Source organism: Variovorax flavidus (genome assembly GCF_030317145.1).
Lineage (GTDB): Bacteria > Pseudomonadota > Gammaproteobacteria > Burkholderiales > Burkholderiaceae_C > Variovorax > Variovorax flavidus.
Window position 1 is genome coordinate 137,060 of sequence record NZ_JASZYE010000008.1, and the last position, 15,713, is coordinate 152,772.

General features: G+C 67.0%; 10 protein-coding genes. 3 read left to right on the forward strand and 7 right to left on the reverse strand.

What is annotated here, in order from left to right; genetic code table 11:
- The first annotated feature begins 207 nt into the window (after nucleotides 1–207).
- The 3 genes from uvrA to QTH90_RS26695 all read left to right on the forward strand — a co-directional run bounded on the left by uvrA (nucleotide 208) and on the right by QTH90_RS26695 (nucleotide 8,439).
- Nucleotides 208–6,024: an excinuclease ABC subunit UvrA gene (uvrA, locus tag QTH90_RS26685; protein ID WP_286667630.1), complete on the forward strand. Its 5,817-nt coding sequence runs from the start codon at nucleotides 208–210 to the stop codon at nucleotides 6,022–6,024.
- A 286-nt stretch (nucleotides 6,025–6,310) separates the two neighbouring features.
- Nucleotides 6,311–7,357, forward strand: coding sequence for a histone deacetylase family protein (locus QTH90_RS26690; RefSeq protein ID WP_286667585.1), 1,047 nt, complete (start codon nucleotides 6,311–6,313; stop codon nucleotides 7,355–7,357).
- A gap of 119 nt (nucleotides 7,358–7,476) precedes the next feature.
- On the forward strand, nucleotides 7,477–8,439 hold the full coding sequence (locus tag QTH90_RS26695) for a Bug family tripartite tricarboxylate transporter substrate binding protein (RefSeq protein ID WP_286667586.1): 963 nt from the start codon (nucleotides 7,477–7,479) through the stop codon (nucleotides 8,437–8,439).
- A gap of 74 nt (nucleotides 8,440–8,513) precedes the next feature.
- Here the strand turns inward: QTH90_RS26695 and QTH90_RS26700 are convergent, their stop codons facing one another.
- From QTH90_RS26700 to QTH90_RS26730, 7 genes are all read right to left on the reverse strand, one after another.
- Nucleotides 8,514–9,548: a DctP family TRAP transporter solute-binding subunit gene (locus QTH90_RS26700; protein WP_286667587.1), complete on the reverse strand. Its 1,035-nt coding sequence runs from the start codon at nucleotides 9,546–9,548 to the stop codon at nucleotides 8,514–8,516.
- Nucleotides 9,549–9,959: 411 nt separating this feature from the next.
- Nucleotides 9,960–11,258, reverse strand: a complete 1,299-nt coding sequence (locus tag QTH90_RS26705) for a TRAP transporter large permease (protein ID WP_286667588.1) — start codon at nucleotides 11,256–11,258, stop codon at nucleotides 9,960–9,962.
- Nucleotides 11,255–11,815 carry a TRAP transporter small permease gene (locus QTH90_RS26710; protein ID WP_286667589.1) on the reverse strand — a complete coding sequence of 187 codons (561 nt, stop codon included), beginning with the start codon at nucleotides 11,813–11,815 and terminating at the stop codon, nucleotides 11,255–11,257. Before QTH90_RS26710 ends, QTH90_RS26705 begins: the two co-directional genes overlap by 4 nt.
- Nucleotides 11,816–11,970: 155 nt before the next feature.
- On the reverse strand, nucleotides 11,971–12,942 hold the full coding sequence (locus QTH90_RS26715; RefSeq protein ID WP_286667590.1) for an NAD(P)H-dependent flavin oxidoreductase: 972 nt from the start codon (nucleotides 12,940–12,942) through the stop codon (nucleotides 11,971–11,973).
- 24 nt (nucleotides 12,943–12,966) lie between these two features.
- A complete protein-coding gene (locus QTH90_RS26720) occupies nucleotides 12,967–13,902 on the reverse strand; it encodes an electron transfer flavoprotein subunit alpha/FixB family protein (RefSeq protein WP_286667591.1) in 936 nt (311 codons plus the stop codon).
- Between the two features lie 11 nt (nucleotides 13,903–13,913).
- Nucleotides 13,914–14,663, reverse strand: coding sequence for an electron transfer flavoprotein subunit beta/FixA family protein (locus QTH90_RS26725; RefSeq protein ID WP_286667592.1), 750 nt, complete (start codon nucleotides 14,661–14,663; stop codon nucleotides 13,914–13,916).
- Between the two features lie 34 nt (nucleotides 14,664–14,697).
- Nucleotides 14,698–15,696, reverse strand: a complete 999-nt coding sequence (locus QTH90_RS26730; RefSeq protein WP_286667593.1) for a Bug family tripartite tricarboxylate transporter substrate binding protein — start codon at nucleotides 15,694–15,696, stop codon at nucleotides 14,698–14,700.
- Nucleotides 15,697–15,713 lie beyond the last annotated feature (17 nt).

The window sequence follows — 15,713 nt, forward strand, 5'->3', positions numbered from 1 at the left end:
GGCGCCCCGGATCGCGGGTGCCTGTTTTGCGGGCAACCCAGCGGAAAGCCGCGCCGCTTCTGGGTTTCGTGGGGGCCGTCCCGGCGCCACGCACAGCCTTATCCACAGAAATCCGGCGCAACTTTCGGCGCCTGTATCCGGTTGTCCTTTCACAAGCCAGGGTCGAGCCGAGTTCCTAGAATGTCTGCCCCATCCCGCAAGGTAGACATGACACAGGGCTCCATCCGGATACGCGGTGCACGTCAGCACAATCTCCAGAACCTCGACCTCGACATCCGCACCGGCGAGATGACGGTGGTCACCGGGCCCAGCGGTTCGGGCAAGTCGAGCCTGGTGTTCGACACCCTCTACGCCGAAGGCCAGCGGCGCTACGTCGAGACCTTTTCGGCCTACGCGCGGCAGTTTCTCGATCGCATGGACAAGCCGGCCGTCGACAAGGTCGAGGGCGTGCCGCCCGCGATCGCCATCGACCAGACGAATCCGGTGCGTTCGTCGCGCTCGACCGTCGGCACGATGACGGAACTCAACGATCACCTGAAGCTGCTCTTCGCGCGGGCGGCCCAGTTGTTCGACCGCGAGACGGCATTGCCCGTGCGGCACGACTCGCCGGATTCGATCTATGCCGAACTGGTCTCGCGCGCTGCCGCTGCGGGCGATCCGCGCGTGGTGCTGACCTTCCCGGTCGAACTGCCCGCCAGCACCAGCGCCGACGAAGTGACGCAATGGCTGTCCGCCAGCGGCTTCACGCGCGTGCAGGCCGAGCGCGAGGTCGCGACGCCGACCGGGCCGCGCAAGGTGCTCGACGTGGTGGCCGATCGCTTCCGTATCGCCGGCGCCGAACGGGCGCGCGTGGTGGAGGCGATCGAAGTGGCGCTCAAGCGCGGCAGCGGGCGCCTCACGGTCTACGCGCTGTCGGCGGAAGAGGGTACGGAGCCGGATATCTGGAAGTTCTCTACCGGCCTGCATTGCCCCGAGAGCGACATCCGCTACACCGACCCGATCCCGTCGATGTTCTCGTTCAACTCGGCGGTCGGCGCCTGCGAGACCTGCCGCGGCTTCGGCCGCGTGATCGGCGTCGATCTCGGCCTCGTGATCCCGAACGACAAGCTCACCTTGCGCGCCGGCGCGATCAAGACCATCCAGACGCCCGCATGGAAGGAAGCGCAGGACGATCTCATGCGGCACGCCGAAGCGGCGGGCGTCCCGCGCGACACGCCGTGGAACAAGCTCACCGACGAGCAGAAGCACTGGGTGATCGAGGGCACGCCCAACTACAAGGAAGGCAACTGGAACAAGCAGTGGTACGGCGTGCGCCGCTTCTTCGCCTACCTGGAGAGCAAGGCGTACAAGATGCACATCCGTGTGCTCCTGTCGAAGTACCGCAGCTACACGCCGTGCCCGGTCTGCGCGGGCGCGCGGCTCAAGCTCGAAAGCCTCTTGTGGCGCATCGGCAGCAAGGAAGACGCCGATGCGGTGCTCCCTCCCGCCAAGCGCTTCATGCCGGTCGGCGCGAAGTGGTCGCGCGAACAGCTCGAAGCCCTGCCCGGCCTGTGCCTGCATGACCTCATGCTGCTGCCCATCGAACGGCTCCGGCGCTTCTTCGACGGCATCGAGAGCCACGGCAACAGCAGCACGGCCAGCGAAGGCGACGTGCAGGCGCTCAAGCTCCTGTTCGAGGAAATCACGACGCGCCTGCGCTACCTGCACGACGTCGGCATCGGCTACCTCACGCTCGACCGCCAGAGCCGCACGCTCAGCGGCGGCGAGGTGCAGCGCATCAACCTCACGACGGCGCTGGGCACCTCGCTGGTCAACACGCTCTTCGTGCTCGACGAGCCCAGCATCGGCCTGCATCCGCGCGACATGAACCGCATCACCGAAGCGATGCTGCGCCTGCGCGATGCGGGCAACACGCTGGTGGTGGTAGAGCACGACCCGGCCGTGATGCTGGCCGCCGACCGCGTGATCGACATGGGGCCTGGTCCCGGCGTGCGCGGCGGGCAGATCGTGTTCGACGGCAGCACCGACGCATTGCGCGACGCCGAGACGCTCACCGGCCAGTACCTCGGCGGCCGCAAGCAGATCGGCATGGGCTTCCGCCGCATGGTGAGCGACAACACGCCGCGCCTCATCCTCGAAGGCGTGCGCGAGCACAACCTGCAGGACGTGACGGTCGAGCTGCCGCTCGCACGGCTGGTGTGCATCACCGGCGTCAGCGGCTCCGGCAAGTCCACGCTGGTGCAGGACGTGCTGGCGCCCGCGCTGATGCGGCACTTCGGCAAGGCGACCGAAACCCCCGGTGCGCACGACCGGATGCTGGGCGCCGATCATCTGAGCGACGTGGTCTTCGTCGACCAATCGCCGATCGGCAAGACGGCGCGCTCCAACCCTGCGAGCTACGTGGGCGCGTGGGACGCGATCCGCGAGATCTTCGCCACGGCCGGGCTTTCGCGGCAGCGCGGCTACACGGCGTCGAAGTTCAGCTTCAACAGCGGTGATGGCCGCTGTCCGACCTGCGGCGGTTCGGGCTTCGAGCACGTGGAGATGCAGTTCCTCTCCGACGTCTACCTGCGCTGCCCGGATTGCGATGGCAAGCGCTACCGGCCCGAGATTCTCGAAGTGACGATCGAGCGCGCAGGGCGTGCCGTCAACGTGGCCGATGTGCTCGACCTCACGGTGGCAGAGGCCGCTGCGGCCTTCGCCTCCGATCGCGAGGTGCTGCGCATGCTGCAGCCCATCGTCGACGTCGGGCTCGACTACGTGAAGCTCGGCCAGCCGGTGCCCACGCTCAGCGGCGGCGAGGCGCAGCGCCTCAAGCTGGCGGGCTTTCTTGCGGAAGCCGCGAAGAACGCCAGCGCCAGCAAGCAGCCGCTGGCGCGCAAGGGCACGCTGTTCCTCTTCGACGAACCGACCACCGGCCTGCACTTCGACGACATCGCGCGGCTGATGCGCGCGTTGCGCAAGCTGCTCGAAGCGGGGCATTCGCTGGTCGTCATCGAACACAACCTCGATGTGATCCGCGCCAGCGACTGGCTGATCGACCTGGGGCCGGAAGGTGGCGAAGGCGGCGGCCAGGTCGTTGCGGTCGGCACGCCCGAGCAGGTGCGGGAGAACCGCGCGTCCCTCACCGGTGCCGCGCTGGCCGACTACGAACTGGCGATCGGCCCCGGCGCCTACAAGGTGGCGGAACGCGCCGCGCGTTCGTACGCGGCACGCGCGCAGCCGGCCGCGGGACGCGATGCGATCCAGATCGTCAACGCGCGCGAGCACAACCTCAAGAATCTCTCGGTCGACATTCCGCGCGGCAAGTTCAGCGTGGTCACCGGCGTGAGTGGTTCGGGCAAGTCCACGCTGGCTTTCGACATCCTGTTCAACGAAGGACAGCGCCGCTACCTCGAATCGCTGAACGCGTATGCGCGCAGCATCGTGCAGCCCGCGGGCCGGCCCGAGGTAGATGCGGTGTACGGCATTCCGCCCACCGTCGCGATCGAGCAGCGGCTGTCGCGCGGCGGCCGCAAGAGCACGGTGGGCACCACCACGGAGGTATGGCACTTCCTGCGCTTGCTTTACGTCAAGCTCGGCATCCAGCACTGCATCCACGACGGCGCGGCAGTGCAGCCGCAGACGCCGGACAGCATTGCGGCGCAGTTGCTGAAGAACTTCAAGGGCCAGCACATCGGCTTGCTCGCGCCGCTGGTGAGCAACCGCAAGGGCGTCTACACCGAGCTGGCCGACTGGGCGCGGCCGCGCGGCTACACGCATCTGCGGGTCGACGGCGAGTTTCTGCCGACCACGAACTTCCCGCGCATCGACCGCTTCAAGGAGCACAGCATCGAGCTGCCTGTGGCGAGCCTCGACGTGCTGCCATCGCAGGAAACCGAATTGCGCCAGGCGCTCACGCGCGCGCTGGAGCACGGCAAGGGCGTGGTTCACGTGCTGAGCGATCTCACGGGCCTGCGTGGCGCGATGATGGCTGGTTCACCGACCGCCGCCATCGGCCGGGCGCACGTGTTCTCGACGCTGCGTGCCTGCCCGGTGTGCAGCACCAGCTATGCGGAACTCGATCCGCGCCTGTTCTCGTACAACAGCAAGCATGGCTGGTGCCCCGACTGCGTGGGCACCGGGGTGAAGCTCACGAAGGAGCAGCGCAAGGTCTACGACGACTCGGTGATGGCGGACGACCAGAAGGGGCGCGAGCAGACCTTTGCCGAGCCCGAGGCGGAAGACGTCGGCGACGTGGCCTGCCCGACCTGCGAAGGCACGCGGCTCAATGCGACGGCGCGGGCTGTGAGCTTCGGCACCTCCGATGCGGCTGGCAATGGCGGCATCGGCATCACCGAGCTGGCGCGGATGAGCGTGGGTGACATTCGCGTGTGGTTCGAAGGGCTGCGGCTCAGCGGCCGCGAAGCGGAGATCGCGCGCGACCTGGTGCCGGAGATCAAGAGTCGGCTGGAGTTTCTGGAAGAGGTCGGACTGGGCTATCTCACGCTCGACCGCGGCGCGCCCACATTGAGCGGCGGCGAAGCGCAGCGCATCCGCCTCGCGGCACAACTCGGCAGCAACCTGCAGGGCGTCTGCTACGTGCTCGACGAGCCGACCATCGGCCTGCATGCGCGCGACAACCAGATCCTGCTGGACGCGCTGCACAAGCTGGGCGACAAGGGCAACACGCTGGTCGTGGTGGAGCACGACGAGGACACGATCCGCCGCGCCGATCACATCATCGACATCGGCCCGAGTGCGGGCAAGCGAGGCGGGCGGCTGGTGGCAGAGGGCACGGTGGCCGATATCCAGGGTGCCGGCGATTCGCAGACGGGGCGCTACCTGCGCGATGCGATCAAGCATCCGCTGCAGGCGCGGCGCCCGGTGCCGATGCCGGAGCCCGGTGCGCCCGACTGGCTCACGGTGCGCGGTGCGGACCTGCACAACCTGCAGGACGTGACGGTATCGTTGCCGCTGCATCGGCTGGTGGCGGTGACCGGCGTCAGCGGCTCGGGCAAGTCGACGCTGGCGCGCGACGTGCTGCTCGCGAATGTGTATGCGGCGGTGGTGCAGCGGATGACCAAGGCCGGGCGCGACGCCGATGCGGCCGGCAAGCATCCGAAATGGGTTGGATGCAGCGCGGTCGAGGGCTACGAGACCATCGACCGCGTACTGGAGGTCGACCAGACGCCCATCGGCAAGACGCCGCGCAGCTGCCCGGCGACCTACATCGGTTTCTGGGACACGATCCGCAAGCTGTTCGCCGACACGCTGGAAGCGAAGGCGCGGGGCTATGGTCCGGCGCGCTTCAGCTTCAACACGGGCGAGGGCCGTTGCCCGGGCTGCGACGGCGCGGGTGTTCGCACCATCGAGATGAGTTTCCTGCCCGACGTGAAGGTCCCCTGTGAGGTGTGCCATGGCGCACGCTTCAACCCGGAGACGCTGGCCGTGAGCTGGCGTGGCAAGAGCATCGGCGATGTGCTGCAGATGGAGGTCGACGAGGCCGTGGAGTTCTTCGCGTCGATGCCCAACATCAGCCATCCGCTGCAGTTGCTCAAGGATGTGGGGCTGGGCTATCTCACGCTGGGCCAGCCTTCGCCGACGTTGTCTGGCGGCGAGGCGCAGCGCATCAAGCTCGTGACCGAGCTCAGCAAGGTGCGCGACGACGTCACGCGGCGCGGCAACAAGGCGCCGCACACGCTGTATGTGCTCGACGAGCCGACGGTGGGGTTGCACATGGCGGACGTCGAGAAGCTGATCCACGTGCTGCACCGGCTGGTGAACGGCGGGCACAGCGTGGTGGTGATCGAGCATGACCTGGATGTGATCGCGGAAGCCGATTGGCTGATCGACCTCGGGCCTGAGGGCGGCAACGCCGGTGGGCGCGTGGTGGCTGCGGCGCCGCCTGAAGAGGTGGTGCGGCTCGGTACGCATACCGGTGTTGCGCTGGCGCCGGTGCTGGCCCGGTCGCTGGAGAAGCATGTGGTGCTGACATTGCCTGTGCAGGAAGCTACGCCTTCGCCTATTCGGCGGGAGGCCTGACTAGAGGGGTTTTCTCCCCTTTGGTAGGGCGCCCGGCACGCGGTGCGCGCTGGCCGACCCCGCTACGCCGGCCCTTCGGGCTGCCCTGCAGTGCTCGCTTCAGGCGGGGTCCGCGCAAACTCGCTTCGCTCAGACACGCGCGGCCCTGATCCGCCTGAAGCTGCGCGCTTCGGCGGCGTAGAGGGGTCGGCCAGCGCGCACCGCATGCCGGGCTTGGGGGTTTGCGACGGGTGCGTACGCCGGTGGCGCAGGTCCCTTTTCATGCGAGCCGCGCTAATCTACGCACATGCTCACGATCTACAACGTTCGCCATTCGGTTCATCACGGCAAGGTGGAGATGTTCAGGGGCGAGCTGGTGCCGTGCTTCGAGGTTCCGGCGCGTGCCGACTACGTCCTGCGTGAACTGCAGGAGCGCAATCTTGGATCCATCGAGTCGCCGGACGCGTTTGACGATGCGGCCATGGGCCGCGTGCACGCGCCGCGCTATCTCGAGTTCCTCGCCAACGCATGGAGCGAATGGGTGGCACTCGATCCGGCCAACGCCGAGCGCGATGCCTTGCCTTCGTACTGGCCGATCCGCACCTTTCGATCCGATGTGCTGCCCGCGAGCTTTCCCGCGCGCATGGGCTTGTTTTCGTACGACGCGGGCACGCCGCTGACATCGGGAACCTGGGAGGCTGCACGTGCGGGCGCCTGTTGCGCGTTGACTGCCGCGGCGCGGGTGCTGCAGGGGCAGCGCGCGGCGTTCGCGCTCACGCGGCCGCCGGGGCACCATGCGGGCGCGGATTTCTTTGGCGGCTATTGCTTTCTCAACAATGCGGCGATTGCGGCGCAGTCGTTGCGCGATGCCGGCGTGAAGCGCGTTGCGGTGCTCGACATCGACTATCACCACGGCAACGGCACGCAGGCGATCTTCTACGAACGGGCCGACGTGCAGTTCACGAGCATCCATGGCGATCCGCACACCGAATACCCCTACTACCTGGGCTACGCCGACGAGCGTGGCGCGGGCGCCGGATCGGGCTTCAATCGCAACTTGCCGCTGGCGCGCGGTACAGGCTTTTCGGCTTGGCGAGAGGCGCTGAAGGATGCGTTGAGCGGCATCGCCAAATACAAGCCCGGTGCGCTGGTCGTGTCGCTGGGCCTCGACACTTTCGAGGGCGACCCGATCGCGGGCTTCACGCTCGCCACGGCCGACTACCTGCGTATCGGTGAGGACATCGCGCGCGCCGGGCTGCCGACGGTGTTCGTCTTCGAAGGCGGTTATGCGGTGGCGGAGGTCGGCGTCAACGCGGTCAACGTGCTTGACGGATTCATGCAACACGCGGGCTGAGCGAGCGCCCCGCGCGGCGGTCGGGTGACTCGACCGGGACATTCCCCCATTGCCCGCGGAATGTCCCTGCGGCCCAATGGCGGACCGTCGATTTCGACCCGTTTTCCGGAGCCAGCCTCATGTTTCGTCGTTCTCTCTTGTGTGCCGCACTTTTCGGCATCGCCGCCACGGCCACGGCCGTGCACGCCCAGAGTTTTCCCACCCGGCCCATCAAGCTCGTGATCGCCTTCCCTGCCGGCGGGCCCACGGACATCACGATGCGGCAACTGGCCGACAACGCCTCGAAGATCCTCGGCCAGCCGATCGTGGTGGACAACAAGCCCGGCGCCGGCGGCACCTTGCCCGCGCAGGCGTTGCAGACCGCCGCGCCCGACGGCTACACCATCGGCCAGATCCCGCTCGGCGTGTTCCGCCTGCCGTACACCACCAAGATCAACTGGGACCCGGTCAAGGACATCAGCTATGTGATCAACGTCACCGGCTACGCCTTCGGCATCGCGGTGCCGGCCGACAGCCCGATCAAGAACTGGAACGAGTTCGTGGCCTATGCCAAGGCCAATCCGGGCAAGCTCACCTACGGCTCGACCGGCACGATGACCAGCCCGCACCTGACGACCGAACTGATTGCGCAGCAGTTGGGCATCCAGTTGCAGCACGTGCCGTACAAGGGCAGCGCCGAGCTGTCGCAGGCGGTGCTTGGCAACCACCTGATGGCCATTGCGGATTCGACCGGCTTCGCGCCGCTGGTGGAGTCGGGCAAGCTGCGCGTGCTCAACACCTGGGGCGAGAAGCGCCTCGCCAAGTTCCCCGACGCGCCCACGCTCAAGGAACTGGGAATCGACATCGTGCAGAACTCGCCCTTCGGCATCGGCGCACCCAAGGGCACGCCGCCGGAGGTGGTGAGGAAGCTGCACGACGCCTTCAAGCAGGCGATGGAAGAACCGAGCTATGTCGCAGCGCTGGGCCGTTACGACATGCTGCCGATCTACATGAGTTCCAGCGACTACGCGAAGTTCGCGCAGACGACGTTCACGCGCGAGAAGGCGTTGATCGAGAAGCTGGGGTTGGCGAAGCCGCAGTAAGTAGCTAGCGTCGCCACCCTGAAGCAAAAAAAAGCCCCGCAGTGCGGGGCTTTTTTTGTCGGGCGGAGGGGTTCTTACTTCTTCCGGGCGGCGATGGCCTGCTCGGCCTTCGCCACGAGGTCGTTGCCGACCGTCGGCTTCCACTTCGCATACACCGGGCGCGTCGCCTTCACGAAGGCCTCGCGTTCGGCTGGCGACAGTTGCGTGACGGTCACGCCCATCGCCGCGATGTCCTTGAGCACCGGCTTGTCGGTTTCGACCAGTCCCTTGCGGGCCAGCGCGATGTTCTGCTTGCCGGCGTCGATCGCGGCCTGGCGCACGATGGCTTGGTCGGCTGGCGTCCAGGAAGCCCAGATTTCCTTGTTGACGACGAACACCAGCGGGTCGCACACATAGCCCCAGGTGCTCACGAATTTCTGGCCGACGGTTTGCATCTTGAGCACGGTGAAGAGGAACAGCGGGTTCTCCTGGCCGTCGACGGCGCCGCTGGCGAGGGCGGGCTGCGCATCGGCCCAGCTCATCTGCGTGGGGTTGGCGCCGAGGGTGCTGAAGGTGTCGGAGAAGATGGGCGAGCCGACGACGCGGATCTTCATGCCCTTGAGGTCCTCGGGGGACTTGATGGCCTTCTTCGAGTTGGTGATTTCGCGGAAGCCGTTTTCACCCCAGGCGAGCGGCACGACGCCGGACTTGTCGAGCGTGGCGAAGATTTCCTTGCCGACTTCGCCTTGCGTGAGCGCGTCCACTGCCGCGTAGTCGGGCATCAGGAAGGGCATGGAGAAGAGGTTGAGTTGCTTGACCTGCGGCGACCAGTTGATGGTCGAACCGACGGCCATGTCGATCACGCCCTGGCGCAGTGCGCTGAACTCGCGCGTCTGGTCGCCCTGGATCAGCGAGACGCCGGGGTAGAGCTTGATGTTGATGCGGCCCTGGGTGCGTTCCTTCACGAGGTCGGCCCAGATGCGGCCGGCTTCACCCCAGGGGGTGGGTGGGCCGAGCACGAGCGACATCTTGTATTCGGCCTTGTAGGTTTGCGCGGGTGCGGTGACCGAGAAGGTGCTCAGGGTGGCTGCCACGGCCAGGAGGCCGAGCAGGGAACGACGGAAATTCATGAGGTCAGTCTCCTTGGGGTAAATCGGATGGAACCAGTCCTTGGGTGCACTGGACTTGGGGTGAGGTTTTTGTTGTCGCTTGCGGCGTCCGCCCGGCATACGGTGCGCGCCGGCCGACCCCGCTACGCCGGCCCTTCGGGCTGCCCTGCAGTGCTCGCTTCAGGCGGGGTCCGCGCAAACTCGCTTCGCTCAAACACGCGCGGCCCTTTTTCCGCCTGAAGCTGCGCGCTTCGGCGGCGTAGAGGGGTCGGCCGGCGCGCACCGTATGCCGGGTTCCATGGGTGTGCAAAGGCGGCGTCCGCCTCTGACGCTGCGAGCCTGCGCGCCAATCACAGCGATTGAGGCGGACAGTTTTCCTGCAACGTGTCACCGCCCACCATCGCCCAACGCACGCGTCCCAAACCAGCATCTCTAGTAACCCAGCTTCCGCGGCAACCACAACGCCAGTTCAGGCCACGCAATCACAGCCACCATCACAAGGAACATCGCGAACAGCATCCACCCCACCCAGCGCACCGTCTCTTCCATGCGCACGTTGGCGATGCGGCAGGACACCATGAGGTTCACGGCCAGCGGCGGCGTGAATTGTCCGAGCGCGACCTTGAGCGTGAGGATCACCCCGAACCACACCGGGTCCCACTTGTAGTACTGCACGATCGGCCACAGCAGCGGCACGAAGATCAGGAAGATCGATACGCCGTCGAGGAACATGCCGACCGTGATCAACATCAGGATCAGCAGCGACAGCACGCCGTATTCGCCCAGCCCGGAATTCACGATTGCGCGGGTGACCGGATCGATCACGCCCAGCGTCGAGAGCGAGTACGCGAAGATGCCCGCGAGCGACACCACCAGCAGGATCACCGCCGACAACTCGCCCGATTCGCGCAGGATCACGAACAGATCCCTCACCTTGATCGTGCGGTGGATCGCCATGCCCACGAACAGCCCGTAGAACACCGCCACCACGGCCGCCTCGGTTGGCGTGAAGAGGCCGGCGCGCATGCCGCCGAGGATCAGCACCGGCGCCGCCAGGCCCCAGGTCGCTTCACGAAAACTCTTCCAGAACGGCGGGCGCGGCAGGCTGGATTCGAGCGCGCCCATCTTGTGCTTGCGCGCCAGCCACACCGCCGGGACGATCAGCGCGATGCCGGCCAGGATGCCGGGGACCATGCCTGCGGCGAACAGCGCCGGCACCGAGGCGCCGGGCACCAGCACCGAGTAGACGATGAACGCCACCGACGGCGGAATCAGGATGTCGGTGGCCGCCGCGGCGCCCACCACGCTGGCCGAGTACGCATCGGGGTAGCCCGCGCGCGACATTGCCGTGATCATCACGGCGCCGACGGCAGCCGCATTGGCCGGGCCCGAGCCCGAGATGCCGCCGAGGAACATCGCCACCACGATCGCGACCAGCGGGAGCATGCCGGGGCCGCGTCCGACGATCGCGATCGCAAAGTTGACCAGCCGCAACGCCACGCCCGAGCGGTCGAAGATCGAGCCGACCAGCACGAACATCGGGATCGCGAGCAGCGGATACTTGCCGAGGCCCGCATAGAAGTTCTGCGGCACGGCCAGCAGGCCGAACCATTGCGCGTCGGCGTTGGCGAGCGCGATACAGGCCGCACCGGCGAGGCCGAGCGCCGCGCCGATCGGCACGCCGACCAGCATCATCAGCAGGAAGGCGACGAAGAGAAGCGTGGGGATCACTGGTCCGAGCCCCCGTAGTTCGTCTTGCGGCCGCGGCGCACGAAGAGGCCGATGGCGCGCAGCGCGATCGCGAAGGAGACGATGGGCAGCCAGATCGAATACCACCACTGCGGGACGCCGATGCCGGGCGAGGTTTCCTCGAAACGGTAGTCGTCCCAGACCACGCGCACGCTGAGCGCGCCGATCAGCAGGAACAGCACCGCCACCATCAGCGCGCCGAACTGCGCCAGGCGCTTGCGCCGCGCCATCGTGCCGCTCTCGGCGAAGTACTCGATGCGGATGTGCCGGTCGCGCGCGACGGCGGCGGAGCCCGCCACCAGCGCCAGCAGGATCATCAGGAAGACCGAGAACTCCTCGGTCCACGCGAAGGAGGAGTCGGTGAAGTAGCGCACCAGCACGTTGGCGAAAGTGATGCAGGCCAGCAGGCCCATGATGATCACCGTGGCCCAGTCCTCGATGGCGAGGGGAACGCGCGTCGGTTCGTCGGCGGCTTCGATTTCAGGGGGAATGGGACTGGCGGCGTCCAGCACGGGGCCGGACTCGGTGGGAGTGGTCATCGGGGGAGGAGCAGGAAGGTGGTGCCAACGTCGTCACCGGCCGGACGCCGGGATGCGATCCGTACACCTCGACAGGGAAGCAGCTATGAATCGTAACGATCAATGACCACATTGGTCATCGGGGGTTTCCTTAGCTGCCGCCCCGCCGGACCCCGTCAGTCGAAGTAGGCGCGCGATCGGTCCAGGTGCTCGCGGCACTCCCGGACCATGCGTTCGAGCAGCTCGGCGCAGGTCGGCACATCGTCGATCAGGCCGATGCACTGGCCCGCCGAGACCACCCCGCCGTTGACCTCGCCGGACTCCAGCGCAGCGCGCCCGCGAACGCCGGCCACCAGGGGACGGATGTCGTCGAACTGGCATCCGCCCGGCCGGGTCTCGGTCGCGACCACTTCCTCGGAGATCGCGTTCCTGAACACGCGCGCCGTGTTCTTCATGGTGCGGAACATCAGCTTGGTGTCGCGCTCCGAGGCCGCGACCAGGGCCTGCTTGATGTTGTAGTGGATGGGCGCCTCCTGCGTCACGCAGAAGCGGGTGCCCATGTTGACGCCCTCGGCGCCCAGCGCCAGCGCGGCGGCCATGCCGCGCCCGTCCGCGATGCCGCCCGAGGCGATGATCGGGATCTTGAGCGCGCGTGCCGCGATCGGCAGCAGCACCAGTCCGGGCACATCGTCCTCGCCCGGATGACCCGCGCATTCGAAGCCATCGACCGAGACCGCATCGACGCCATTGCGTTCCGCCGACAGCGCATGGCGCACGGAAGTGCACTTGTGCACGACCTTGATGTCGTGCGCCTTGAACTGGTCGATGAAGTCGCGCGGGCTGTTGCCGGCCGTCTCGACGATCTTGATGCCGCTGTCGATGATGGCCTGCACGTACTCGGCATACGGTGGCGGCTTCAGCGCGGGCAGGATCGTGAGGTTCACGCCGAAAGGGCGATCGGTCATGGCGCGCGTGCGCTCGATCTCGCGCCGCAGCGCATCGGGCGTCTGCTGCGTGAGCGCAGTCAGGATGCCGAGGCCCCCGGCGTTGGAAACCGCCGAGGCCAGCTCCGCCAGCCCGACCCATTGCATGCCGCCCTGGATGATCGGGTAGCGGATGCCGAGCAGTTCGGTGACGCGGGTCTTCATGGTGCTGCTTTCTCCTCGGAGGGCCTAGATCGTCTTGACCAGTTCCGGCACGGCCGTGAACAGGTCAGCCACGAGGCCGTAGTCGGCCACGCTGAAGATCGGCGCTTCTTCGTCCTTGTTGATCGCCACGATCACCTTGGAGTCCTTCATGCCCGCCAGATGCTGGATCGCGCCGGAGATGCCGGCTGCGATGTACAGCTGCGGCGCCACGATCTTGCCGGTCTGGCCCACTTGCCAGTCGTTCGGCGCGTAGCCCGCGTCCACCGCGGCGCGGCTCGCGCCGAGGCCTGCGTTGAGCTTGTCCGCGAGAGGCGCCATCACCTCGGTGAACTTCTCCGCGCTGCCCAGTGCCCGGCCGCCGGAGACGATGATCTTGGCTGCCGTCAGCTCAGGGCGTTCGCTCTTGGTGACTTCACGGCCCACGAAGCTCGACTTGCCGCTGTCGGCCACGCCGTCCACGGTTTCCACCGCTGCGCTGCCGCCGGTCGCCGCTGCCGGGTCGAAGCCCGTGGTGCGCACGGTCACGACCTTGATGGCGTCGCTGCTTTGCACGATGGCGATGGCGTTGCCCGCATAGATCGGGCGCTCGAAGGTGTCGGGGCTGTCGACCTTGGTGATGTCGCTGATCTGGGCCACATCCAGCTTGGCGGCCACGCGCGGTGCGACGTTCTTGCCGTTGGCCGTGGCCGGGAACAGGATGTGGCTGTAGTTCTTGGCAATCGCCAGCACCTGGGCCGCGACGTTCTCCGCGAGGTTCTCGGCCAGGCTGGCGCTGTCGGCCACGATCACCTTGGCAACGCCCGCCACCTGGGCGGCGGCCTTGGCGGCTTCGGCGGCATTCGCTCCAGCCACCAGCACGTGGACATCGCCGCTGGCGCAGGCAATCCCTGCGGTCACGGTGTTCAGGGTCGCCGGCTTGAGCGTGGCGTGGTCGTGTTCGGCAATAACAAGTACGGTCATGTCGTTCTTCCTCAGATCACCTTGGCTTCGTTCTTCAGCTTCTCGACGAGGGTGGCCACGTCGGGCACCTTGATGCCGGCGCCACGCTTCGGGGGCTCCGAAACCTTCAGGGTCTTCAGGCGCGGCTTGACGTCCACGCCGAGGTCTTCGGGCTTGACGGTGTCGAGCTGCTTCTTCTTGGCCTTCATGATGTTGGGCAAGGTCACGTAGCGCGGCTCGTTCAGGCGCAGGTCGGTGGTGATGACCGCGGGCAACGACAGGGAGATGGTCTCCAGGCCGCCGTCCACTTCACGGGTCACGCTGACCTTGTCGCCCGAGACTTCGACCTTGGAGGCAAAAGTCGCTTGCGGCAGATCGCCCAGCGCCGCCAGCATCTGGCCCGTCTGGTTGGCGTCGTCGTCGATCGCCTGCTTGCCCAGGATGATCAGTTGGGGCTGTTCCTTGTCGACCAGCGCCTTCAGCAGCTTGGCAACGGCCAGCGGCTGGAGTTCTTCGGTCGTCTCGACCAGGATGCCGCGGTCCGCACCGATGGCCATGGCCGTGCGCAGGGTTTCCTGGCACTTCGCATCGCCGCACGAGACGGCGATGATTTCGGTGGCGACGCCCTTCTCCTTCAGGCGCACCGCCTCTTCGACGGCGATCTCGTCGAAGGGGTTCATGCTCATCTTGACGTTGGCGATGTCCACACCGGTGCCGTCGCTCTTGACGCGCACCTTCACGTTGTAGTCGACGACCCGCTTGACGGGGACCAGGATCTTCATGTGTCTAGCTCCTTCGGTTTTGGGATTCTGGGATTCACTCGAGCTTGGCGCCCGATTGCTTGATCAGGCGCTCCCACACCGGGCGCTCCTGCTTGTAGGCGGCGGTAAAGGCCTCGGGCGAGCTGTCTTTCAGCTCGAAGCCCATTCCCGCGACCTTCGCCTGCACGTCCGGTTGCTGCGTCGCCTTGCGCACTTCGTCCGCTATGCGCTGCACGATGGGCTTCGGCGTGTTGCCCGGCGCCGCGATGGCGAGCCAGCCGGTCACGCGATAGGCCTCGTCCTTCATGCCTTGCTCGGCCAGCGTCGGCACGTTGGGCAGCGTGCTCATGCGGCGGTCGCCGGTCACGCCGATGGCCTTGACCTTGCCGGCCTCGATCTGCGGCTTCGCGACCAGCGCGCTGGCGAAGGCCATCTGGATCTGGCCGCCAATGAGGTCCTGCAGCATCGGCGCCTCGCCCTTGTAGGCGACGTGGTTCATGTCGGCGTTCTGCGTCAGGCTCATGTGCGCGCCGGCCAGGTGCGGATAGGCGCCCACGCCGTAGGAGCCGTAGGCCACCTTGCCCTTGTTGGCGCTGACGTACTTGAGCAGCTCCGGCCCGGTCTTGACCGGCACGCTCGGATGCACCACCAGCACCAGCGGCGCCATCGCGATCTGGTAGACCAGCGTGAGGTCGCGCTGCGTGTCGTAGGGCAGCTTCTCGTAGAGGAACTGGTTGGTCAGCAGCGAATTGCTGAGCGACAGCACGATGGTGTAGCCGTCCGGCGCCGCCTTGGCGACCGCATCGGTGCCGATGATGCCGGCCGCGCCGGGCTTGTTGTCGATGATGACGGGCTGGCCGAGGCCGGCCGCCATCTTCTCGGCCAGCACACGGGCCAGCACGTCGGTCGCGCCGCCGGCGGCGAAGGGCACCACCATCTTGATCGGCCTGGTCGGATAGGTCTGTGCCTGCGCAGTTGCGGTGGCGCACAGCGCGGCGGCGGAGGCCGCGGCGCAGAGCCACGCACGGCGGCTCGAAGCTTGCGATGAGGTCAAGGTGTGTCTCCGGTTGT